The 23,130-nt window shown below is 72.1% G+C and carries 21 protein-coding genes; 10 read left to right on the top strand and 11 right to left on the bottom strand.

The window, feature by feature from the left end:
• Positions 1-2: 2 nt before the first annotated feature.
• Positions 3-980 carry a phosphotriesterase-related protein gene (locus PYR91_RS27110; RefSeq protein WP_279784165.1) on the bottom strand — a complete coding sequence of 326 codons (978 nt, stop codon included), beginning with the start codon at positions 978-980 and terminating at the stop codon, positions 3-5.
• Between the two features lie 221 nt (positions 981-1,201).
• Here PYR91_RS27110 and PYR91_RS27105 point away from each other — a divergent pair, with 221 nt between their 5' ends.
• Complete coding sequence (locus tag PYR91_RS27105; protein ID WP_279784163.1) at positions 1,202-2,188, top strand: malate dehydrogenase; 987 nt, start codon at positions 1,202-1,204, stop codon at positions 2,186-2,188.
• On the opposite strand, the gene PYR91_RS27100 is transcribed toward PYR91_RS27105, so the two are convergent.
• The 9 genes from PYR91_RS27100 to PYR91_RS27060 all read right to left on the bottom strand — a co-directional run bounded on the left by PYR91_RS27100 (position 2,181) and on the right by PYR91_RS27060 (position 11,960).
• The gene (locus tag PYR91_RS27100) at positions 2,181-3,008 is read right to left on the bottom strand and encodes a DUF998 domain-containing protein (protein ID WP_279784161.1); all 828 of its coding nucleotides are present in this window, start codon (positions 3,006-3,008) and stop codon (positions 2,181-2,183) included. The genes PYR91_RS27105 and PYR91_RS27100 overlap by 8 nt on opposite strands.
• Before the next feature lie 158 nt (positions 3,009-3,166).
• A complete protein-coding gene (locus PYR91_RS27095) occupies positions 3,167-4,906 on the bottom strand; it encodes an alpha-amylase family protein (RefSeq protein WP_279784159.1) in 1,740 nt (579 codons plus the stop codon).
• A 135-nt stretch (positions 4,907-5,041) separates the two neighbouring features.
• Positions 5,042-5,221, bottom strand: a complete 180-nt coding sequence (locus PYR91_RS27090; RefSeq protein WP_279784157.1) for a cold-shock protein — start codon at positions 5,219-5,221, stop codon at positions 5,042-5,044.
• Between the two features lie 91 nt (positions 5,222-5,312).
• Positions 5,313-5,888, bottom strand: coding sequence for a TetR family transcriptional regulator (locus tag PYR91_RS27085; RefSeq protein ID WP_279784155.1), 576 nt, complete (start codon positions 5,886-5,888; stop codon positions 5,313-5,315).
• Positions 5,885-6,880, bottom strand: a complete 996-nt coding sequence (locus PYR91_RS27080; RefSeq protein WP_279784153.1) for an amidohydrolase family protein — start codon at positions 6,878-6,880, stop codon at positions 5,885-5,887. The genes PYR91_RS27085 and PYR91_RS27080 overlap by 4 nt, the downstream gene beginning before the upstream one ends.
• Positions 6,881-7,043: 163 nt before the next feature.
• Positions 7,044-8,162, bottom strand: coding sequence for a 4-carboxymuconolactone decarboxylase (gene pcaC, locus PYR91_RS27075; RefSeq protein WP_279784151.1), 1,119 nt, complete (start codon positions 8,160-8,162; stop codon positions 7,044-7,046).
• Between the two features lie 25 nt (positions 8,163-8,187).
• Positions 8,188-9,360: a 3-carboxy-cis,cis-muconate cycloisomerase gene (gene pcaB, locus PYR91_RS27070; RefSeq protein ID WP_279784149.1), complete on the bottom strand. Its 1,173-nt coding sequence runs from the start codon at positions 9,358-9,360 to the stop codon at positions 8,188-8,190.
• 351 nt (positions 9,361-9,711) lie between these two features.
• Positions 9,712-10,602: an aminoglycoside phosphotransferase family protein gene (locus tag PYR91_RS27065; RefSeq protein ID WP_279784356.1), complete on the bottom strand. Its 891-nt coding sequence runs from the start codon at positions 10,600-10,602 to the stop codon at positions 9,712-9,714.
• A gap of 2 nt (positions 10,603-10,604) precedes the next feature.
• Positions 10,605-11,960 carry a helix-turn-helix transcriptional regulator gene (locus PYR91_RS27060; RefSeq protein WP_279784147.1) on the bottom strand — a complete coding sequence of 452 codons (1,356 nt, stop codon included), beginning with the start codon at positions 11,958-11,960 and terminating at the stop codon, positions 10,605-10,607.
• 353 nt (positions 11,961-12,313) lie between these two features.
• On the opposite strand from PYR91_RS27060, the gene PYR91_RS27055 reads away from it, so the two are divergent.
• On the top strand, positions 12,314-12,613 hold the full coding sequence (locus PYR91_RS27055; protein ID WP_279784146.1) for a hypothetical protein: 300 nt from the start codon (positions 12,314-12,316) through the stop codon (positions 12,611-12,613).
• A gap of 146 nt (positions 12,614-12,759) precedes the next feature.
• Positions 12,760-13,989: a hypothetical protein gene (locus PYR91_RS27050; RefSeq protein ID WP_279784144.1), complete on the top strand. Its 1,230-nt coding sequence runs from the start codon at positions 12,760-12,762 to the stop codon at positions 13,987-13,989.
• Positions 13,990-14,045: 56 nt separating this feature from the next.
• Here PYR91_RS27050 and PYR91_RS27045 read toward each other — a convergent pair whose 3' ends face one another.
• Positions 14,046-14,996, bottom strand: a complete 951-nt coding sequence (locus tag PYR91_RS27045) for an SDR family NAD(P)-dependent oxidoreductase (RefSeq protein WP_279784142.1) — start codon at positions 14,994-14,996, stop codon at positions 14,046-14,048.
• A gap of 325 nt (positions 14,997-15,321) precedes the next feature.
• On the opposite strand from PYR91_RS27045, the gene PYR91_RS27040 reads away from it, so the two are divergent.
• The 7 genes from PYR91_RS27040 (at position 15,322) to PYR91_RS27010 (ending at position 22,770) form a co-directional block, all read left to right on the top strand.
• Positions 15,322-16,179, top strand: a complete 858-nt coding sequence (locus PYR91_RS27040; protein ID WP_279784140.1) for a helix-turn-helix transcriptional regulator — start codon at positions 15,322-15,324, stop codon at positions 16,177-16,179.
• Positions 16,180-16,648: 469 nt separating this feature from the next.
• Positions 16,649-16,942, top strand: coding sequence for a hypothetical protein (locus tag PYR91_RS27035; protein ID WP_279784138.1), 294 nt, complete (start codon positions 16,649-16,651; stop codon positions 16,940-16,942).
• Between the two features lie 875 nt (positions 16,943-17,817).
• On the top strand, positions 17,818-18,627 hold the full coding sequence (locus PYR91_RS27030) for an SAM-dependent methyltransferase (RefSeq protein WP_279784136.1): 810 nt from the start codon (positions 17,818-17,820) through the stop codon (positions 18,625-18,627).
• Positions 18,628-18,798: 171 nt separating this feature from the next.
• Entirely contained in the window at positions 18,799-19,389 is a 591-nt protein-coding gene (locus PYR91_RS27025; protein WP_279784134.1) for a Pycsar system effector family protein, read from the top strand.
• 27 nt (positions 19,390-19,416) lie between these two features.
• Positions 19,417-20,148, top strand: a complete 732-nt coding sequence (locus tag PYR91_RS27020) for a class I SAM-dependent methyltransferase (protein WP_279784132.1) — start codon at positions 19,417-19,419, stop codon at positions 20,146-20,148.
• 232 nt (positions 20,149-20,380) lie between these two features.
• A complete protein-coding gene (locus tag PYR91_RS27015) occupies positions 20,381-21,562 on the top strand; it encodes an acyl-CoA dehydrogenase family protein (RefSeq protein ID WP_279784130.1) in 1,182 nt (393 codons plus the stop codon).
• Positions 21,563-21,603: 41 nt separating this feature from the next.
• Positions 21,604-22,770 carry an acyl-CoA/acyl-ACP dehydrogenase gene (locus PYR91_RS27010; RefSeq protein WP_279784128.1) on the top strand — a complete coding sequence of 389 codons (1,167 nt, stop codon included), beginning with the start codon at positions 21,604-21,606 and terminating at the stop codon, positions 22,768-22,770.
• Positions 22,771-23,130 lie beyond the last annotated feature (360 nt).

Raw genomic sequence — 23,130 nt, 5'->3', positions numbered from 1 at the left:
GGCTATGAGAAGTACACGCGGGGGTTGACGACCAGCATCTGGTGGAGCTGGGCGTCGGTGACGCCCTTCTCGCGCAGCGCGGGGAGCACGTCGTCGTGGATGTGGCGCAGGTGCCAGTTCGGGGCGGCGTGCTCCAGCATCTGCCCGTAGGCGCCGCCGAAGTAGTCCATGAAGCAGGCGCTGTCGTGGCTGAGCACCATGCGGTCGGCGTAGCCGCGCTCGCACAGGGCGGCGATGGTGTCGACGCGGGCGGGGGTCGGGTTGTAGACGTCCAGGCCGAAGCGGTCCATGCCCAGGGTGGCGCCGGTGTCGGCCAGGCGCATCAGGTAGCCGAGGTCGTTGGAGTCGCCGGCGTGCCCGACGACGACCTTGGTGAGGTCGACGCCCTCCTTGGTGAACAGGCCCAGGGCGGGCAGCCCGGCCTGGGTGAACGCGTTGGTGTGCACGGTGATCGGCGCGCCGGTGCGCAGGTGGGCCTGGGCCACGGCCCGGCAGACGCGCTCGACGCCCGCCGTCAGCCCTCGCTGCTCGACGACGCACTTGAGGAACGCCGCCTTCACGCCGGTGCCGGCGACGCCTTCGGTGAGGTCGCGCACGAAGTCGTCCACCATGGGCTCGGGCACGTCCATCAGGAGGCCGGGCCCGCGGTGCGCGTAGTGGTGGGGCACCTCGTCGAAGCAGTACAGCCCGGTGGCCACGATGATGTTCAGCTCGGGCACCTCGGCGGCGATGCGCTGGACGCGCGGGATGTACCTGCCGATGCCCCACACGGTGGGGTCGACGATCGTCGCGACCCCCACGGAGGCCAGCCCGCGCAGCTTGGCGATGGCGTCGGCGACCCGATGCTCCTCGTCCCACCAGGAGTCCTGGCCGTAGTTGTCGACGTGCTCGGTCGACAGGACGAAGACGTGCTCGTGCATCAGCGTCTGGCCGAGGTCTTCGACGTCGACCGGGCCGCGCACCGTCTCTACCGTTGGCATGGGACCTCCGGGTCCTGCCGGCGGGTGGTGTCCGTACCGTAGGCCCGCCCATCGCGGGCGTCAACGACCTTCGGCGGGAAGATCGACGGCCTCCGCGCGGATCTCGCGGCGCGCCCGGGGCGCTCATCCACAGGAACGGACCTGCGTTCCGGGTGGGGGCGGGTGAACGGATACCCTTCGGCTGTTCGGAAAACCGTCAACAGCCCATGTAGGGGAACGTCATGACGCAGGCTCCCGTCAAGGTCACCGTCACCGGCGCCGCCGGCCAGATCGGCTACGCGCTGCTCTTCCGCATCGCCTCAGGCCAGCTCCTCGGCGCCGACGTGCCGGTGCGGCTGAGCCTGCTGGAGATCCCCCAGGCGGTGAAGGCCGCCGAGGGCACCGCCATGGAGCTCGACGACTGCGCGTTCCCGCTGCTGCGCGGCATCGACATCACCGACGACGCCGGCCGGGCCTTCGAGGGCACGAACGTCGCGTTGCTGGTGGGGGCCCGCCCGCGCACCGCCGGCATGGAGCGCGGCGATCTGCTGCAGGCCAACGGCGGCATCTTCGGGCCGCAGGGCAAGGCCATCAACGACGGCGCGGCCGACGACGTACGCGTGCTGGTCGTGGGCAACCCCGCCAACACCAACGCGCTCATCGCCCAGTCGAACGCGCCCGACGTGCCGGCCGAGCGGTTCACCGCCATGACGCGCCTCGACCACAACCGCGCGCTCTCCCAGCTCGCGGCCAAGCTGCAGGTGCCGGTCACGGCGATCTCCAAGCTCACCATCTGGGGCAACCACTCCGCCACCCAGTACCCCGACCTGTACAACGCCGAGGTGAACGGCAAGATCGCCGCCGAGCAGGTCGACGACGGCTGGCTGCGCGACACCTTCATCCCCACGGTCGCCAAGCGCGGCGCGGCCATCATCGAGGCGCGCGGCGCCTCCTCGGCCGCCTCCGCCGCCAACGCGGCGATCAACCACGTCTTCGACTGGGTGAACGGCACCCCCGAGGGCGACTGGACCTCCGTGGCCCTGCCCTCCGACGGCTCGTACGGCGTGCCCGAGGGCCTCATCTCGTCCTTCCCCGCGGTCTCGCGCGGCGGCCGGTGGGAGATCGTCCAGGGCCTGGCCGTCAACCCGTTCTCCCGCGAGCGCATCGACGCCTCGGTCCGCGAGCTGGGCGAGGAGCGCGACGCCGTCAAGGAGCTCGGCCTCATCTGACCAGCGCCCCCACGCGTCCCGCCCCCGCCAGAACGGCTTCGCGCCGCCCCAGGCCCGCGCCCGCCGGCGAGATGTCCTCGCGGGCCGGGCGCGGGGCGCCCACGACCACAGCCGCGGCGGCCGGTCGCGCCCCGCGGCCGGCCGCGCGGGCGGCCCGGCCGGTCACGCCGGTGTCGAGGGCGGTCATGCCGGTCACGCGGGCAGCCACGCCGGTCGCGCGAGCGGCATGGGCGGTCGCGCGGCGCGGGGGGAGGGCCATCAGGGCAAGGATGATCACTTCGGTGACCACCACGAGGCGCTGGGTCAGGCCGGCGGGGATGGCGCCAGGGTCCAGGCCGAGCATGCGCACGGCGTAGGGCGTGACCACCAGGAGCAGGAAGCCGCCGGCGGCCAGGCTCAGCGCGCGCAGCAGCCGGGTGCGGCCGCCGCCTCCGCGCGCGGCCACCGCCCAGCCCGCCAACGGCATGCACAGGAAGGCGGCCAAGGCGGCGTAGCGGTGGATGCCTCCCGACATCGACAACGACATGCCCGGCCGGTCCGTCGGGAACGCCGCGATCATCACCATGCAGCAGCTCCACACCCCGACGAGCACCACCGTGGACGGCCGCACGCCTCGCCGCGCCAGCTCGCCCGCGAGCAGCGCCGACCCCGCGGCGAACAATCCCAGCGAGACCGCGAGCAGCCAGCCGTGCGGGTTGTAGGCGTACTCACTGATCATGTCGCGCAGGGGGTCCAGACCGGAGACCGCGTGCAACGTGATCATTGCCGCGGCGCCACCGGCGAGCGCCGCGTAGCCGCTGGTCATCAAGCGATTCCTCATGCACTTGACTGTGACGCGCGACCGCGCTCGGCAGCATCGGAGATGGGCCGGAGCGAGCCCTGGGGCACCCCCGAACCGACCCCGACGCGCTCAGCGCGGGACTCGGCCGGGGGTCAGGGTTTATCCCTCCCCACCAGGGCGAAGGCCCCGAGGCGGTGTTACGAGGGCGCCAGCTCCGGAGTCGAGGCACGCAGCCAGCGGCAGCCGTAGGGCTCCAGGTCGAACCTCGCCACCCCGGTCTTGGAGAGCTCGACGGTGCCGTCGACCAGCAGGTCGGTCAGCACCTTGCCGTCGTCGAGCCCGTCGAGGGTGAGCTCGAAGGAGACCTTCTCGTCGGCGAAGTTGTGCAGCGCGACCACGGTCTCGCCCTCGATGTCGGCCCGGTGCGCCAGCACGCGCGACTCGCCGGTGTCGAGCACCTTGTACTCGCCCCACGCCAGCTCCGGGCACTCGCGGTACCGCTCGACCAGCGTGGTGATCCACATGAGCAGCGAGTCGGGGTCGCGGCGCTGTGCGCTGACGTTGACGTGCTCGGGGCCGAACTCCCCCTCCACCACGGGGTTGGGGAAGGTGGACGGCTCGGCGGTGGAGAAGCCGCCGTTCCTGTGCGGCGTCCACTGCATGGGCGTGCGCACCGCCTGGCGTCCCTCGGCCTTGAGGTTCTCCCCCATGCCGATCTCCTCGCCGTAGAACAGCACCGGGGTGCCGGGCAGCGAGAACAGAAGGCTGTAGACCATCTTCATCCTGCGCGGGTCGCCGTCCACCATGGGCGGCAGGCGGCGGCGCAGGCCGCGGCCGTAGAGCTGCATGTCCTTGTCGGGGCCGAAGGAGTCGAACACCTCCTGGCGCTCGTCGTCGGTCAGCTTGTCGAGCGTCAGCTCGTCGTGGTTGCGGACGAAGGTCGCCCAGTGGCTGTCGCGGGGCGGCACCGGCCGCTCCCGCAGCGCCTCGGCCAGCGGGGCGGCGTCGCCGCGGGCCATGGCCAGGTACATGCGCTGCATGCCGATGAAGTCGAAGCACATCGTGACCTCGTCGCCGAGGTTCTCGCCGAAGTACTTCATCAGGTCGGGGTAGGGCAGGTTGACCTCGCCGAGCAGCATGGCGGTGCCGTCCCTGCGGTTCATGAACGCACGCAGGTCGCGCAGGAAGTCGTGCACCTCGGGCAGCTTGTGCCCCCCGCCGTCCCGCCCCTTGTTCTTCCCCGCCTTCCCGGCGGCCTGGGCGTCCTTCTTCTCGCCGGCGGGCTCGTCCTTGGAGACGTCCTCGACGAGGAAGGGGACGGCGTCGACCCGGAAGCCGGACATGCCGAGCTGCATCCAGAAGCCGAGGATGCGGGCGATCTCGTCACGGACCTCGGGGTTGGCCACGTTGAGGTCGGGCTGGAACCGGTAGAAGCGGTGGTAGTAGTACTGCCCGCTGCCCTCGTCGTACTGCCAGAGGGAGTCCTCCTTGTCGGGGAAGACCACGCTCTTGGGGTCGTCGGGCTCGGGGGTGTCCGACCAGATGTACCAGTCGCGCATCGGCGAGTCACGGCTGGAGCGGGCCTCCTTGAACCATGGGTGCTCGTCGGAGGTGTGGTTCACCACGAGGTCGGCGATCACGCGGATGCCGCGGTCGTTGGCCGTCCGGACGAACTCCACGAACTCCCCCAGCGTGCCCAGCTTGGGATCCACGCTGTAGAAGTCGGTGATGTCGTACCCGTCGTCCCGGTCGGGGGTCGGGAAGAACGGCATGAGCCAGATGCAGGTCACGCCGAGCCGGTCAAGGTGGTCGACGTGCTGGGTGAGCCCGGCGAAGTCGCCGATCCCGTCGCCGTTGCCGTCGGCGTACGTCTCCACGTCCAGGCAGTAGACGACCGCGTTCTTCCACCACACGTCTGAGGTATAGGTGAGTCTCACCCGCCCGCCTCTACCCCGGAACGGGCGAACTATCGCCGAGCCGGCCGGCGCGCTGTGCGGACGGGCCGCCTCATCGCCGCCCGCGCGGGCGCCGCGGGGGCAGGAGCTGCGAGGGTGAGCACGCGGCCCGAACGGTCAGACCAGCGTCACCTGCTCGGCCTGCGGGCCCTTGGCCCCCTGCACGGTCACGTAGCTGACCCGCTGGTTCTCGTCGAGGCTGCGGTAGCCCCGGGAGTTGATCGCCGAGAAGTGCACGAACACGTCGGCGCCGCCGTCGTCCGGCGCCGCGCTGAAAGGCCTGTCATCGGTGGTCACCGGCGCCTCAAAACCGGCATTCTTCATAATTAACGATTGTCACGCCGCCAGCACCCGGAACGGATCAGCACGAGGTGACCGGTCGGGGTCCCTAGAGGTGAAGGCCCGTCTCCAGCGCGGCCAGTCCCTCGTCAAGCAGTGCGCCGAGGTCGCGGTCCACCTCTTGCGCGGTGAGGAGCAGCGTCAGGCCGACGCCGATGATCGCGCCCACCACGGCGCACACCTCCGGATCGGTGGCCGCCCGCCCCGTCCTGCCGGCCACGATTCGCATCAGTGCCCGCATCGGCTCCCCGAGGCGGTCCAGAAGCAGCGCCCGCAGGGCCGGAGTCGAGACGATCAGTTCGATCCGCTCCGCCATCTCTGTCCGCTCCGCGTCCGAGATCCTGTCGAGGGATGCCCGGATCGCAGCACGCAGGGCGGGGATGATCCGGGTCTGCCTGGGCTGAGCCTGCAACGCCTCATAAATCATGGGGTCGAACCGGTCCCACAGCACCACATCTTCCTTCGTCGGGAAATAGCGGAAGAAGGTGCTCTCGGAGATTCCCGACGCCGTGACGATCTGAGTGACCGTAGTCGTCTCATACCCCTGTTCACGGAACAATCGCAGCGCGTTGTGCTGGATCAAGGCCCTCGTCTGGGCCTTCTTGCGCTCGCGCAGCCCGCTCATACCCCCAACAGCCTCTCCGCGTTGCCATGCGCGATTCGCTCCCGGTCCGTCGCGCTGACGGGAAGCTGGTCGAGGAAAGCACGTGCCTGCGCCATCGAGCTGTACGGATGATCGGTCGAGAACATGATCCTGTCGACTCCCACCTGGAGCAGGAGGTCGAGGAAGGCGGGGGTCCAGTTGAACCCGCTGATCGTGTAGTGGACGTGGCTGCGCAGATAGTCGCCGACGGTCCGGTCGAGCCCGGTCATCTGGGTGGGCAGGGCGCGGTCGAGGCGGGGAAGCATGAAGGGGAGTGTCTCGCCCAGGTGGCCGACCACCACCTGCAGGTCGGGGAAGCGATCGAAGGCGCCGCTGAGGATGAGGCGTAGCACGTGGGTGGCGGTGTCGATGTGCCATCCCCAGGCCGCCGTGGCCAGCGTGGCGGCCACACCGTCGGGATAGTTTCCGCGGTACATGCCCTCGACGACCGAAGGCGGTGGCGGAGTGGGGTGGATGTACAGCGGACGACCGAGAGCTTCGGCGCGTGCCAGGATCGGCCAGAAGAACTCGTCATCCAGGTAACGCCCCCGCGCGTGGCCGTTGATCAGGGCGCCGACGAAACCGTGCTCCTCAACCGTCCGCTGCAGTTCGTCGGCGGCGAGGTCCGGAGCGGCGGTGGGCAGAGCGGCGAACCCGGCGAACCGGCCGGGGTGGCTCCTGACCGCGCCGGCGAGCACGTCGTTCGTCTCCCTGGCCAGCGAGACCGCCTCGTCGAGCCCGAGCTGCTCCACGCCGGGTGAGGTGAGGGAGAGCACCTGCAGATCGATCCCGGCGGCGTCCATGGATGCGACTCTGTTCTCACCCAGATCGCAGAGTCGCTCGATCAGCGCGGTCAGCCCGGCAGCCACTTCCGGATGCGCGCCGGCGACGGAGGCCTGCTCCTTCAAGGCGCGCCCGGGACCGTCCATGAACGCCACGGTGGCGTAGTGCTCCTCGAGTGCGATCGTGCGCATCGGCGCCCCCTTAGTGACAGCTACCTTCAAAAGAAGGTTACTGTCAAAATCGGGGATCAGGCCAGCCCCGACTGGAGATGCCTCAGAATGATCGATTCCGTACAGGACCGCGACCTTCGAGGGCGGGAGTCCTGTGAGTGCCGTGCCGGGACCCCGGTGGGCTTCAGCCGTGGGCTTTCGGGGTGGTGTCCGGTGATTCGGCCAGCACCCTGCTCGCCACGGCGAAGGCCGAGTTCGCCGCGGGGACGCCGCAGTAGACGGCGGTCTGCAGCAGGACCTCCTTGATCTCGTCGGGGGTGAGGCCGTTGCGCAGGGCGGCGCGCACGTGCAGGGCCAGCTCCTCCAGGTGGCCGCGGGCGACCAGGGCGGTGAGCGTGACGCAGCTGCGGGTCCTGCGGTCCAGGCCGGGCCGGGTCCAGATCTCGCCCCACGCGTAGCGGGTGATCAGGTCCTGGAAATCGGCGGTGAACGTGGTGATCTGGGCGCGCGCCCGGTCGACGTGGGCGTCCCCCAGCACCTCGCGCCGCACCTTGAGGCCGAGGCCGTGGCCGAGGAAGCGGGTCATGAGGCCGGTCACCGCGTGGGCGCGCTCGACGTTGGCCAGGTGCGCCGCGTCGGAGACCACCGCGAGCCGGGCGCCCGGGATGCCGTCCGCGACGACCTCGGCGTGCTCGGGCGGGGTGGCCGGGTCGCGGTCCCCGGCGATCACCAGCGTGCGCGCCGTGATCGTGCCCAGCCGGTCGCGCAGGTCACAGGCCGCGAGGGCCTCGCAGGCCAGGGCGTAGGACCCCGGGTCGACGCCCAGCAGCGCCGTGACGACGGGCTCGACCATTCCGGGGTCGGCCTCCGGGGTGAACCAGCGGGCGGCGACCAGGCCCGCCGGGCCGGCCATGCCCTTCGCGCGCACCGCCGCGGCGCGCTCGTGCCAGGGCCCCGGCTCGCCGAACCTGGCAGAGGTGCAGCAGAGCACCAGGTCGGATACCCGGTTCGGCGCGGCGGCCGCGACGGCCATCGCCACCGCCCCGCCCAGCGAGACCCCGCCCACCGCGAACCGGCCCGGCCCCGCCAGCGCCAGCACCTCCCGCGCGAGGTCGTCGACCGAGAACGGCCCGGCCGCCGCGGGCGAGGCGCCGTGCCCCGGCAGGTCGTAACGCAGCACCCGCCAGCTCCGCCCCAGCTCGGCCACCTGAGCGTCCCAGAGCGCGGAAGTCGTCCCCAGCGACGGCCCCAGCACCAGCAACGGCCCGTCCTGCGGCCCGTCCACCCGAAACCCCAGCTCCACGCCATCTCCTCCACTCGACTACGGGTCATCGCCTTCGGCCGTACTCCTCCAGGGCGCGGGTGACGAGGTCGTCGGAGGCGCCCAGGCCGCCGGACAGCTCGCCGGTGACCTCCAAGTTGGCCCGCATGCGGTCGGGGAAGACCTCGACGCCCGCGACCAGCTCGGCGGCCGTCTCGGCCGCGCCGCCGGTGAGGCGCAGGCACTCGCGTAGCGGCATCCACTCGGCGTGCCAGGCGCCGGCGGCGCGCTCGTGTTCCGACAGAAGGGACGCCTGGAGGATCTGCGCCAGGACGGGCACCTGCAGCGCGGCCGACCTGACCAGGATCGACAGCACCGGGTTGCGCTTGTGCGGCATCGCCGACGACCCGCCGCGCCCGGGAGCGGCCGGTTCGGCCAGCTCGCCGACCTCGTTCTGCGCCATCAGCACGACGTCGCCCGCGATCTTGCCGAGGGCGCCGGCCGTCGTGGCGAGCGCCGCGCCGAGGCCCGCGACCGCCGTCCTTCGGGTGTGCCACGGCTGCACGGGGCGCGCCAGGCCCAGCTCGTCGGCGAAGGCGTCCATCAACTCGACCGGGCCCAGCCCCTCCAGGGTGCCCGCGGCGCCGCCGAGCTGGGCGGGCAGCCGTACCCCCGCCAGGGCGTCCCGCGCGTCCAGCACCAGCAGCAGCCAGCCCCCCGCCTTGGCGCCGAACGCGACCGGCACGGCGTGCTGGCCCAGCGTGCGGCCCGCCATGGGCGTGTGCCGGTGCGCCTCCGCGAGCCCGGCGAGGGCGTCGAGCGTCCAGCCGAGGCTGTCCAGGATGACGGTTCGCGCCTTGAAGGCGAGCACCATGAGCGCCGAGTCCACGATGTCCTGGCTTGTCGCCCCCAGGTGGATGTACGGCCCCAGCTCGCCCGCCGCGCCCCGCAGTTCGGCGAGCAGGGGCACGACCGGGTTCCCCGCCCCCCGGGCCCGCCGCGCCAGCTCCACCGCGTCGATCTCCACCGTCCGGCACAGTCGCGTGACCCCCTCGGCCGCGTCCACGGGAACGATCCCCAGCCCCGCCTGAGCCCGGGCCAGCGCCGCCTCGGCGTCCAACATCCCCCGCAGAAACGCCCGATCAGAGACCGCCGCCTCCACGGCGGTCCCCGCCCACACCGGCGACAGCAACCCCACATCCCCCACGGACGACTCCCCGTCACCGCCAGAACCGAGCATGCCGTCCATCTTGATCGATCCCCAGACGAATTGCCTAGTAAGGTCCCGCGCGCCCGCCAGCCCACCCGCCGCCCACGGCACCGACTTCACCGCACCACGTCCCGCCGACCCGGCGCCGAGAAGGGTCACTCAGGGCCTGGGAGGGGTGACACCGCCGGCCGTGGTCGCCGGCCCGGCGCGAGTCTTGCGGTCACCGAGGGCGGGGTGCGCGATGGGGGTCGTGGGCCGGATGAGGGTCGCCCCTAGAAGGCTGCGCCGAAGGCACGATTTCGAGGCCGCGGCGGCACAACGGAGGTAGCCGCGGCACGACGGAGGCGGCCGCGGCGCAACGCCGGACGGGAGGGCGTGGGGTCAGGCGGGTTCGGCCAGGTACCAGCGGGCGCGGCCGTCGCCTCGGGTCAGGGAGTCGAGGCGGCGCGGGAGTTCCTTGCGGGAGAAGGGGTCGCGGGTGGCGTTGCGGATGTGGATGCCTACGGCGTACATGTCCCTGATCTCCATCAGGGTGGGGTAGCCGCCCCATACGCGCAGGTCGGAGCCGTAGGCTCCGGCGAAGTCGTCGACCTCGGGGACGGTCAGGCCGAAGCGGCGCTGGCCGTGGTAGGTGTGCACGAGGTCCCACTCGCGGGGGCCGACGGCGACGGCGTCCCAGTCGCACAGGACGGCGTGGCCGTCCTGGCAGCGGAGCAGGTTGTCGATCCAGGCGTCGCCGTGCAGCAGCACCGGCGGGCCGGCGGTCGGCAGCGCCGCCCAGCGGTCGGTGAGCTCGGCGATGCGGTCGCGCAGCCAGGCGCGCTGCCAGAGGGTGAGCACGTCGGTGCGGCTCTCGACCGAGTTGCGCACCTCGGCCAGCGGGTCGGCGAGCCGCTTGAGGGTGAACGGGGGCACCGGGAGCTCGTGCAGGCTGCGCAGGATGCTTCCGAGCTGCGTGGTGGTGGGCCGTCCGCTGGCGGGCACGTAGTGCCAGAACGTCACGACCCGCCCGTCGTACACCAGGGGCTGCTCGCACAGCTCGTCGGCCGGGCGCACCGCCGGGAAGCCCTGGGCGGCCAGCCAGCGGGCGACGGCGAGCACGACCGGCAGGCGGGTGAGGGCGTCGGGCGCGGTGGCGATGCGCACCACGATCTCGTCGCGGAGCTTGAACACGGCGTTGCTGCGCACCCGGAGGAGCTGGGCGTCCCGCGCGTCCAGACCGACGTTCTCGCACACCTCCCGGAGGATCTCGGCGGCCTCGTCGGCGAGCATGTTCACGGACGCTCCACGGCGAGCTGTGGGCCGGCGTCGGCGAGAAGGTCGTGCAGGTGGCGGGCGGCGGGCAGGCGTCGCTGCCCGGTCGGCATCATCGCCAGCAATGCGCGCGCCCGGTTGACCACGATGGAGGTCCTATGCTCGGGCGGCACCTGCACCAGCGCCTGTTCGGCCAGCCGGCACGCCTCTTCGTAGCCGCCCTCCCGCGCGAGGTGCGCCGCCTGGTCGAGCAGCACGAGCGCCGGGTCGATGGTGTACGGGCTGGACGAGCCGGAGATCCACTCCTGCACCTGCTCGGTCTCGCCCAGCTCGATCAGCGTGCCCATGCGGTAGAACTGCAGCCGCCGTTCGGAGAAGCGGAACGCCAGGTTGTCGTCCTCGCGCGGCATGCGGGAGAAGATGCGCTCGGCCTCGGCCAGCGCGACGCGGGCGGCCTGGTGCTGGCCCATGCGGGCCAGCGCACGCGCCTCGGCCGCGGCACCGAGGGCGGCGGGCGAACTTGGAGCGCTCCCGGCGAGCATCCGGGCCTCGCGCGCCAGCCGCACGGTCTCGGTCAGGTCGCCGTAGTAGTACGGCAGCATGGCCTCCTGCGCCCGCACGAGGGCGCGCAGCCGCACCTCCCCGACGTCGTCGGACGCGGTGCGCGCGGTGCCGTACCACGCGTGCGCCTGGCGGGTGTCGCCCAGCTTCATCAGGGCGTCGGCCGACAGCAGGGCCAGCATCGTCGTCGCGTTCAGCAGTCGGCGTTGCGACAGGGCGGGCTGCCGCGTGGAGACGAGCCTGCGGACCTCGGCGACCTCCAGCATCAGCCGGTACAGCATCGGCAGCGGCGCGCTCTTGATGTACTCGCGCCGGTAGCGCATCACCTGCTCGTCGAGCCGGTCGAGCTGGTCTTCGGTGACCGACCCGGTGGCGAGGGTGCGGTCGACGTCCTGGCGGGTGCGTTCCACCTCGGCGAGCAGCCGGCCGTTGAGCGGCAGGCCGGAGCTCAGCAGGGCGTGGTGGAACAGGGCGCGCCGCTCTGCCTCGTCGTCGTGGTCGGGCGCGGGGCCGCGCGCCTGGGTGGGGGTCTCCTCGGCGTGCGCGGAGGCGACCACGACGACGTTCTGCCCGTCGCCGTCGTCGCAGTAGTCGGCGGCGAGGCCGAGGCGCACGGCGTTGCCCGAGTAGAGCCGCGCGATCTGGTCGATGGTCTGCGGGCGCGGCCTGGCCCGGTTGTTCTCCCAGGCGTTGAGCAGGTCGATGCTGGCCCGCGGCAGGCCGAGGGAGTGGGTCTCGCAGAGACGCTCCAGCTCCTCGATGGCCTGGCGCGCCGACCAGCCGCGTGCCAGCCGATGCGCTTTGAGCAGGCTCACCCCACAACAGCCGTGGATCGCCTGGGCGGTCTGCCACAGACTCCACTGCCTTGAGACGGCCTGCTCTCGCCAGCGACGCGCGCACGCCGGCGAATGCTCCCCACGGGCCATGTCCGCCCCTCCGCCACTGGAGTGTCCGCCCTTACGGATGTTTCCCCGATGTTAACCAGTCGGCACCTAATGGCCCAGAGCGTTATGTGACTGATGCTTGGCCATCCGCGTCGTTTCCACGTAAACCAAGTGGCCAACCACCGGAATTCCACTTATCAGTGGATTTGCTCTGATTGCCGGTAGCCGTCCGCGGGTCCAGTGTGGTGCCCGACCGGTCCCCCATGTCACCTCTGGAGACCACGATGAGGACGGCAGCAGCAAGTACCCAGTCGGGCGAGGCCATCGACCACCTGGAGCGACTCGCCGCACAACTCGAAGCCCACGCGTTCCAGGTTCGCCTGACGGCGCGGACCGGGCTGTATCCGAGACTCCGGGTGATCAACCCCATGGCCCCGGCCGTCACCGAGGATGTGCTGGCGGCCAACGCCGCCGACGGTGAATGGTGGTTCTGGCTCTCCTGGGCGGGACGCATCGGCCACGCCTCCGACATCGTGACCGCGGCCGAGCGCATCGCCAGCGTCCTTCACGTCATCCGCCGCTGACCTACGAGCGGCCCGAGACGCGGGCTCGCCGGTCGCGGCCCGCCTCCCCGCAGAGCGGCCACCGGCGAGCCCCGCTTCGTCTCTGAGGACGGGGCGCGGGCCTGATCGGTGGCGGCGTGCGCGGACACCTGGGAACATGCCGTGGCATGGGGAGAACGCGCCTGCCGATCACGGCCGCATGCCTGTCGCTCGCGCTGACGGCGGCGTGCGGCGGCACCGCGCCCGCGCACCCCTCCACGGCCGGTTCCCCCGCGCCGTCCGCCTCGCCTTCACCGGCGGCCCCCGCCGACGCGGCCACCCCGGCCGCCGCGCCGGCCGAGCAGGCCGTCTCCCCCGCCTGGAAGCGCGCCCCCGGTGGCGACCTGGAGGGCAGTTCGGCGCTGGTCGACGTGGCCGCCGCCGGCCCGCGAGACGTGTGGGCGGTCGGTTACAAAGAGAGCGCCGAAGATCGCGAGGGCACGCCCGCGCTCCAGCACTGGAACGGCAGACGCTGGGCCCAGACGGCCGTGGACCCCGCGGACGCCTGGCACCTGGTCGGCGTCAGCGCGGCCGGGCCCCGCGACGTGTGGATCGTCGGGAACGGGGAGCACCCGTACGCCGCCCGGTGGGACGGCGCCCGCTGGAGCGGCCACCGCCCCTTCGGCGTGGCCGAGGGCCACCACCTCGGCGGCGTCGCGGCGGGCGCGGGCCGCACCTGGTTCGCCGGCAGCAGCCCCACGCGGGGCATGGTCCTCACCTGGAAGAACGGGGCCTTCGACAACGTCTTCCAGGCCGACGGTTACTTCAGCGCGATCGCCGCCGGCCCCGGCCACGTCTGGGCGGTCGGCGCCGACGCCGGGCCCGCCGAGACGGCCCCCGGCAACCCGATGATCTGGCACGGCGCCGCCGTCTCGGGCGAGGAGATCCAGTCGTGGACCCGCGCGCGGACCCCGGAGATCCCGGGCGGCACGCTGAGGAGGGTCTGGATGATCTCACCGTCCGACGTGTGGGCGGTGGGCAGCGTCTCCCCTCCCGGCGGGGGCCCCAAGCGCCCGCTGGTCATGCACGGTGACGGCGACCGGTGGCGGCAGGTCCGCGTCCCGGTCGCCGGGGGAACGCTCGACGGCGTCACCGCCACCGCCGCCGACGACGTGTGGATCACCGGCGTGGACGCCGCCCACCCCGGCCAGGTGCTCTTCCTCCACTTCGACGGCCGCGCCTGGACCACGTCCTACGGCCCGGTGTTCCGGCGCGAGACCGAAGACCAGCAGTACCCCGACGGCCACCACGTCCACCGCACGTCCGTCACCCGCGTCCCCGGCTCCACAAGCCTGTGGACGGTCGGCTCGGTCGGCGTCGGCGACGACGAGCAGGAGTTCGTCCTCCGCAGGCACTGACCCCGCCCGGGCCTCGCCGATCCCTGTTCGCGGCCCGTCGTGGTCGGCACGCGAGATCACCCGCCGTCGGCCGCGGCGATCATGTCGAGGGAGACCCGCCAGAGCCGCGAGGCCGCGTCCGGGTCGAGGGCGTGGCCGGCGACGCCGCCGGGGGTTCCCGGGACGTGCGGAAGCGCCTGGCCGCAGTCCTCGAAGTAGCGGCCGCCCACGCCTTCGAGGTCGGGCCAGGCCGCGACCAGGACGGACGTGGCCGCGCCCTGCTGGGGCGTCTTGAAGGTGTAGCCGGCCGTCTGGAGCACGCCGTCCAGTTCCTCGCGGCTCATGTGCCGCGACAGGTTGGTCTCCAGGATCGCCCCGGGGTGCACCGCGTTGACCGTGATGCCGTCGGCGGCCCAGCGCCGGTTCGCCTCGACCGCGAACAGGACGTTGGCCGTCTTGGACTGGCCGTAGGCGATCGTGGGGTCGTAGGCGCGGCGGTGGAAGTGGATGTCGTCGAAGTCCACCGGGGCCCGCAGGTGGCCGACCGAGCTGAGCGACACGACCCGGGCCCCGCCGGCCGCCGCGAGCGCCGGGCGCAGGCCCGTGGTGAGGGCGAAGTGGCCCAGGTGGTTGGTGGCGAACTGCAGTTCCCAGCCCTCCGGCGTCCGCGTCTCGGGGGTCCGCATCACGCCGGCGTTGTTCACCAGGATGTGCAGGGGGCCGTTCCACGCGGCGGCGAAGGCCGCGACGGACCGCCGGTCGGCGAGGTCCAGCTGCGCGACGAGAACCCGCCCGCCGCCCGTGCTCGCGGTGAGGCCTTCGGCGGTGCGCTCGCCGGCCTCGACGTCGCGCACGGCGAGGGTGACCTCCGCGCCGGCGGCGGCGAGCGCCCGGGCGGTCTCGACGCCGATGCCGGACGCCGCGCCGGTCACGATGGCGCGGCGGCCGGTGAGGTCGACCCCGTCCACCACCTCGGCGGCGGTGGACGTCGCGGTGAACGGCGTGGTGACGCGCTCCGATACGGTCATGATCGTGCCTCTCTGTCGTGCTCGGCGCGGACCGCCGGGCGCACCGCCGGCCCGGGACGGGCGTCCAGGCGGTTCCCCCTCAGCCAACCAACCGCCGGGCCGCGCCCCGGCACGCTGGAGGGGGCCCGTCCAACCGGAGGCCCAGCCGGCCGTGGGCCCGTCCAACCAGAGGCCCGTCCAACCAGGGACCCGTCCAACCGGGGCCCGTCCACCGGGGACCCAGCCGACCGAGGGCTCGGAAGACCGGGGGCCCGGCCGACCGGAGGTCAGCTGGTACCCCTCACAGCAGGCGATACGGCGCCTGACCTGCCATAGCCTGGAAGGCATGGGCGACCACTCCTCCGGGGGGAACGCGGAGCTGCGCGAGTTCCTGCGCTCGCGCCGGGCCCGCCTCACCCCTGAGGAGGCGGGCCTGCCGTCGCGGCCGGGCGCCCGGCGGGTGCCGGGCCTGCGCCGGGAGGAGGTCGCGCAGCTCGCCGGGGTGAGCGTCGACTACTACGTTCGCCTGGAACGCGGCCGCCACGTCAACGTCTCCGAGAGCGTGCTGGACGCCCTGGCCAGGGCGCTGCGCCTGAACCCGACCGAGCGCGCCCACCTGTTCACCGTGGCCAGGCCGGTGCGCGGGCAGCGCCGGCCGATGCCGCCGCAGCGGGTGCGGCCGGGGCTGTACCAGGTGCTGGAGAGGCTGGCCGACACCCCGGCCATGGTCATCGGGTACCGCATGGACGTCCTCGCCGCCAACCGCATGGCCCGGGCCCTGTACACCGACTTCGACGCGCTGCCGTACCGCGACCGCAACATGGCCCGCTACATCTTCCTCGACGAGGCCGCACGCGGCCTGTACGACGACTGGCCGTCCGCCGCCCGTGGCACGGTGGCCGCCCTGCACCTGTACGCCGGCCGCCACCCGCACGACCCCCGCCTGGCCGAGCTGGTCGGCGACCTGTCGCTGCGTGACGGCGACTTCCGCCGCTGGTGGGCCGAGCACGACGTCCTGCGCCGCACCCACGGCACCAAGAGCTACCACCACCCCCTGGTCGGCGACCTCACCCTCGACTACGAGGCCATGACGCCCGACGGCGACCCCGACCTGACCCTCGGCCTCTACACGGCCGAGCCCGGGTCCCCCTCCGACCAGGCCCTGCGCCTGCTGGCGAGCTGGACCAGCCAACCGGCCACCTAAACCCTGCCCGGGCCTGCGGGACGATCGTCGTCGGTGACCCCGTCGGACCGGGGGGAAGAATGAAAGCCGCTTTCAGGCCCCATAAATCATCCTCGATGGTTTCGTACCGCCAAAAAGCACCCCACCTGGCACATCGGCCACAGCGGGCGGGCGCGCGAGTATAGGCGAGATTCTGAAAAACACACATTCGACCCGCCTCGGGCGATTGTTCACCAGGTCGGGATCGATATCTGCCGATATTCTCCATGGTCGAAGTCGGGTGCACTCCAGTGGTTCCGCCATCTTCGAAACTGCTTCCCACCTGCGACGAGCCACGTTTCCAGCATTTCGAGGTAACCATCCCACCAGGCTGCTGTTGATTTTCCACGCTTATGCCGAGAGGGGAACCGGCTGATTTTTTGTATATTTCCTTGCTATTTCGCCGGAAAGAGTATTAAGTAAGAGACGTACCCAAACAGGAAGGCACTCTATGAGCGTCGTACAAATCCTCGAATTCGACACCAAGCGCGCCGACGAAGTCCAGTCGCTGATGAACGAGTGGCGCACGCAGACGCAGGCCAAGAGCCCTGTGAAGCAGGGCCTCGTGGCCAAGCACCACGTCCGCCCCGACCACTACATGGCCATCCTCGAGTTCCCCACCTACGAGGACGCCCAGCGCAACAGCAAGCTGCCGGAGACCGACCAGTTCAACGCCAACCTGGCGAAGCTGTGCGACGGCAAGGTCGCCCTCTCCGACTACGACGTGATCCGCGACAAGAGCTGATCACCAGCCTGAAGTCGTGAGGATGGACCTGTGCTGTGACGTGGAAGAAGTCTCGCGTCATGGTGCGGGTCACTTCTCGTTCCCCGGCACGGCGGCCGGCCCGGGCCGGAGGCCCTTGGAAGGGCTGCCCGAGCCGAAGGCGAGGAGCATTTCTTCGTGCGGGTCGTGCTCACCGACCGTCTCGCCGGCCGGGGGCCATGACGCCCGACGGCGACCCCGGCCCTGCCCCGCGGCCTCCACACCGCCGAGCGGACCGGAACCGCAGGGCTCAAGTGCTGTTCCACGGTGCTGTTCCACGGCACTAAGGCTCGGGTGCTGTTCCACGGCACTCACGGGCGGGGTGCGATCCTCGTCCACCCCTTGCTCCAGCCTCGCTCAGACCGGCCTCCGGCCCCGGCACGGCATTTCGCGCACACCAGCCGCACCTCGTCCGCCGCGCCGCCCGACTCCGGGAAGACGTCCGTCCAGTTCACATGGTGAAAGCGGTGCAGCCGCGACCGGCTCAGCGCCAGCCCGCACAGCGTCTGGTTGGTCCCGGGCCACCACGCGTGAACCTCCCCCGCCGGCAGCCGCACACCGTCGTCCCCCCTCCACTCCCCCGAAGCCGCCACCGAAGGCTCTCCGCGCGCCGGCATAGCCCCTCCCGATTTCTCCTGATCGCCCGGCTCGTGCGAGAGCCCGGCACAGCGGGGTTACGCGGGGCCGGAGGCCCCATGGAGATACTGCCCGAGCCGAAGGCGAGGACCATTTCTTACGGGGGGAGCGGCTTCTTTCGGGCGGGGCGGCTCAGTGGTCGTCTCGCGGGCGGGGGTGGTGGGGAGGGGCGGGGTGCGGTTGGGTTGGGGGGACGAATCGACCGTACGTGGGGAGTTTTCGTGGGTGACGAGTTATCGGCGGGGCGGGCTTCGGGGATCGACACGAGCGTGCCGCATTCGGCGAGGATCTGGAACTACTGGCTCGGCGGGAAGGACAACTACCCCGTCGACCAGGCGGCCGGGGACGAGTACATGGCGATCTTCCCGGGGGTCGTGGAGCTGGCCCGGGCGTCTCGCGCGTTCCTGGCGCGGGCGGTGCGGTACCTGGCGGCGGACGCGGGGATCCGGCAGTTCCTCGACATCGGCACCGGGCTGCCGACCGTCGACAACACCCACGAGGTGGCCCAGCGGGTCGCCCCGGAGTCCAAGATCGTCTATGTGGACAACGACCCGCTGGTGCTGGTGCACGCCCAGGCGCTGCTCACGGGCAGCGCGCCGGGGCTCACCGCGTACGTCGAGGCCGACCTGCGCGAACCCGAGGAGATCCTCAAGGCCGCCGGCCAGACGCTCGACTTCCGTCAGCCGGTCGCGCTGATGCTCATGGGGATCCTCGGGCACATCGCGACCTTCGACGAGGCGCGGTCGATCGTGACCAGGCTGGTGGACGCCCTCCCGTCCGGCAGCTATCTGGCGATCAACGACGGCACCAACGTGTCCGGCACGGCCATCGACGAGGCCCAGCAGCAGTACAACGAGGGCGGCGCGGTGCCGTACCAGCTGCGGACGCCCGAGGAGATCGGCCGCTTCTTCGAGGGCCTGGAGCTCGTGGAGCCCGGCCTGGTGTCCCTGACGCGGTGGCGCCCGGAGGCGACGCCCTTCGGCACGCCGGCCGAGGTCGACGGCTACTGCGCCGTCGGCCGCAAGCCCTGACCGCCCGGTCACCCGGCGCACCGGCCGTTCACACCCGCTGGGCGAACGCGTACTTCGCCGTACACGGCGTGCGCGGCGCGTGGCATGCTCGCGCGGGACAGTGGTCACCACATGGACGTCCGGGGGCGTGCCGCCCCCCGGACGCCGGGGCATGGGGAGTGAGAGCTGAGCGTGCTACGCCGCCGAGCGAAGGCAGCCCTCCGGTTCGCCGAGAAGGCCCGGGAGAACACGACCGCCGGTCCGGGGCGTGAGGGGGTCGCGCACGCGTACGCGGTGCGGCTGCTCACCGAGACCCGGGAGGAGGTCAACAAGGCGGACGCCAAGGCGCAGGTGCTGCTCGGCGTGGTGGGCATCGCGATCGGCGCGGTGGCCGGGGGGCTGGCGGCGGGCAACTGGTCGCCGTTCGACCTGGCCAACGCGGTGGAGTGGCTGTGGTGGGCCGGGGCGGTCGCGGCTCTCGCCTCCCTGGCCTGTCTGGGCGGCGCCGTGTACCCGCGCACCGGCAGGTCGGACGTCAAGGACCCGGAGATCGTCGCCTACTACGGCGACGTCACCCGCTTCCGCACACTGGAGGCGCTGACCGACGCCCTGCTCGTGGCGTCCGTCCCGGACCTTCCCCGGATCGCCGACCAGGTGCGCCGCATGAGCGGCATCGTCGACCGCAAGTACCGCCTCATCCGCTGGGGCTTCTGGCTCCTGTCGGCCGCCATCGCCGCGACGGTCCTCCCGCTCGTCATCGACCTCGTCCTGCGGGCCGTCTGAGCGCCGTCACGCAGTACCGTGGCGGCGATGGCCGACGACATCTTCGAGCATCCGCGGCTGGCCGCGGTCTACGACGCGCTCGACCCCGATCGAGGCGACCTCGACGTGTACGCCGCCGTCGCCGAGGAGCTCGGTGCGCGCGCGGTGCTGGACGTCGGCTGCGGGACGGGGACGTTCGCGCTGCTGCTGGCCGGGCGCGGGCTCCGGGTGACCGGTGTCGATCCGGCCGCCGCCTCGCTCGACGTCGCGCGGGCCAAGCCGGGCGGCGAACGGGTGCGCTGGATCCACGGCGACGCGACCGCCCTCCCCCCGATGCGCGCCGACCTGGCGACCATGACCGGCAACGTCGCGCAGGCGATCGCCGGCCCGCTCGACTGGGAGGGGACGTTGCGCGGCGTCCACGACGCCCTGCGGCCCGGCGGGCATCTCGTCTTCGAGACCCGCGACCCGGCCGCACGCGCCTGGCGCGGGTGGAACCGCGCGGCCACGTACCAGGTCGCCGAGGTGAGCGGCGTCGGCGCGGTCGAGAACTGGGTCGAGCTGACCGACGTCAGCGGGCCGCTGGTGACGTTCCGGGTGACGTGGGTCTTCGCCGCGGACGGCCGGGTGCTGACGTCGGACTCGACGCTTCGCTTCCGCGAGCGGGACGAGGTCGAGGCGGACCTCGTGGCCCACGGGTACGTCGTGGAGGAGGTCCGCGGCGCGCCCGACCGGCCCGGTCTGGAGTTCGTCTTCTTCGCCCTGCGGCCGGATGGGTGACGCGGTCGTCCCGGTGACGGCCCGGCTTGGCCGTTCGTCTCGTCCCGCGACCGGAGGAGTGGCCCTTCGGTGACGGCCGAGCTTGGCCGTTCCGTCTGGCCCCTCGGCCGGAGGGGGGACGTCCGGTAACGGCCCGGCTTGACCAAGCGATTGCTACATACGGGGCGGCGTGGCACGATGCCTGCGCTGGAAGGATCACGTTCCGGACGAGCGGGAACGAGCTGATGCGGGCATGAGGATCGCCTACACCCCCGAGCAGGAGAAGCTGCGCGCCGAACTGCGCGACTACTTCGGCACCGTCATGACGCCGAGCCTGCGCGAGGAGCTGTCCGGCGGGGAGTCCCTGGGCAAGGACGGCGCCTACTGCCGGGTCATCCGGCGCCTCGGGCAGGACGGCTGGCTCGGCATCGGCTGGCCGAAGGAGTACGGCGGCCAGGCCCGCAGCATGGTCGAGCAGCTCATCTTCGCCGACGAGGCCATGGCCGCCGGCGTGCCCATCCCGCTGCTCACGCTGGGCAGCGTGGGCCCGGCGCTCATGGAGTACGGCTCCCCCGAGCAGAAGGAGTTCTTCCTGCCGAGGATCCTGGCCGGGGAGCTGCACTTCTCCATCGGCTACTCCGAGCCCGAGGCCGGCACCGACCTCGCGGCGCTGACCACCAGGGCCGAGCGCGACGGGGACGAGTGGGTGATCGACGGGCAGAAGATGTGGACGAGCGTCATCGCCGCCGCCGACTACGTCTGGCTGGCCGCGCGCACCGACCCCGAGGCGCCCAGGCACAAGGGCCTGTCGGTGTTCCTCGTGCCCACCGACGCGCCCGGCTTCCGGTGGTCGCCGGTGCCGACGATGACCGGGCAGGTCACCAGCCAGACGTTCTACGACGGCGTCCGCGTCCCGGCGTCGGCCCTGGTGGGCCGGCCCGGCGACGGCTGGAAGCTGATCACCGGCCAGCTCAACCACGAACGGGTGGCGCTCTGCTCGGCGGCCGGCGTCCAGTCCGTCCTCGGGGCCACCCGCGACTGGGCGGCGGCGACCCTCCTGCCCGACGGGCGCAGGGTCGTCGACCAGGAGTGGGTGCGGGCCAACCTCGGGCGGGTGCACGCCAAGGTGGAGTTCCTCAAGCTGGTCAACTGGAAGATCGCGTGGGGTCTGGACAACGGGGTGCGGGTCGGGCCCGCCGACGCCTCCGTCACCAAGGTCTTCGGCACCGAGTTCGCGATCGAGGCGTACCGGCTGCTGATGGAGTGCTTCGGCGAGGACGCCCACCTGACCGACACCCCCGGCGCCGTGCTGCACGGGCGCGTCGAGCGGATGTACCGCACCATCCTGATGCTCACCTTCGGCGGCGGCACCAACGAGATCCAGCGGGACATGATCGCGATGATCGGCCTCGGCCTCCCCCGCCCCCCGCGCTGAGCGCCACCCGCCGACGACCGAGCCGAGCACGCCGAGGAGACATGGACTTCGCCTACACCGAGGACCAGCGGGAGCTGACGCGGCTCGCACGGCGCATCCTCACCGACCGGGTCACCCACGAGTCCCTGACCGCGATGGAGGCCCGCGGCGGCGAGCGCTTCGACCGCGGCCTGTGGTCGACGCTGGCGGACGCGGGCCTGCTCGGCGTCTCGCTGCCGGCCGAGCACGGCGGCGGCGGATACGGCCCGCTGGAGCAGTGCCTGGTGCTGGAGGAGGCGGGCCGCGCGCTCGCGCCGGTGCCGTTGCACGCCACGGCGGTGCTGGGCGCCTGGCCGATCGCCGCGTTCGGCACCGAGGAGCAGCGCGCCACCTGGGTCGCTCCGGCGGCGCGGGGCGAGCGGGTGCTCACGGCCGCGCTCGCCGGGCCGGTGGGCGCCCCCGAGGTGACGGCGCGCCGCACCGGGGACGGCTGGCGGCTGAGCGGCGTCCGCACGGGGGTGCCGGCCGCGACCGTGGCCGACCTGATCGTGGTGCCGGCCGGCGGGCGCCTCTTCCTGGTGCCCGCGGGCACGGCGGGTCTCACGATCACCCCGCAGCGGACGACGGCCAAGGACGTGACCGGCCTGGTGCGCCTGGACGTCACGCTCCCCGACGACGCCGTGCTGGGCGACCCCGGCGAGGAGCGGGCGGGCGTCGTGGAGAGCGCGCGCGACATGGCCACGCTCGGCCTGTGCGCGCTCCAGCTCGGCGTCGCCTCCCGCGCGCTGGAGGCGGCGGCCGAGTACGCCGGGAGGCGGCGGCAGTTCAACCGCCCCATCGGGTCGTTCCAGGCCGTCGGGCACCGGCTCGCCGACTGCCACATCGACGTGGAGGCCATCAGGCTGACCATGTGGCAGGCGGCGTGGCTGCTGTCCCCGCAGGCCGGGGCGGGCGCGCGCGAGCGGGCGGAGGCCGTCGCCACGGCGAAGTTCTGGGCGGCGGACGGCGGGCACCGGGTGGCCCACGCGGTCGTCCACGTGCACGGCGGGATGGGAGTCGCCGAGGAGTACTTCGTGCACCGCTACTTCCTGCACGCCAAGCAGATCGAGTTCGCGCTCGGAGGCGCGACCGAGCAGGCGCTACGCCTCGGCGCGCTGCTCGCCACGTCCGCGGACCACCCGCGGGGCCGCCCGGGCGGCGACCTACCTACGGCCGTAACCGGCGTGTGAGATTGCAACAAATCAGGACTTCTCCGGAAACATCCGGTTTTTAGCCTGCAGACGTGCTCAGAGGATGCCGTTCACCGTACGAGGAGACACCCGGCCCCTAGCACCCGCCTGACCAAGGGGCGGGCTAGGGGTTACCGGCCCTACCAAGATCGAAGAAACTGGGGTCAACAACGTCTGCGGAAGGTCATTCCGGGGTAAACATGAGGCAAGGTCGGCTCCTGCACCTGGTCTGGCCGCGGAATTCGACGTCGAAGGTAAAAGGACCTTTCCGCCGACGAACGACGAGGGAAGTGTGAGTCCGTACCTTAAGGAGAAGGCATGAAGCGGATTCTGATCACCAGTCAACGCCCTAGACCCCCA

The sequence above is a fragment of the Sphaerisporangium sp. TRM90804 genome (assembly GCF_029846175.1).
Classification (GTDB): domain Bacteria; phylum Actinomycetota; class Actinomycetes; order Streptosporangiales; family Streptosporangiaceae; genus Sphaerisporangium.
The sequence above is the reverse complement of the archived record's forward strand: the minus strand, read 5'-3'. Positions and strand labels throughout refer to the sequence as shown.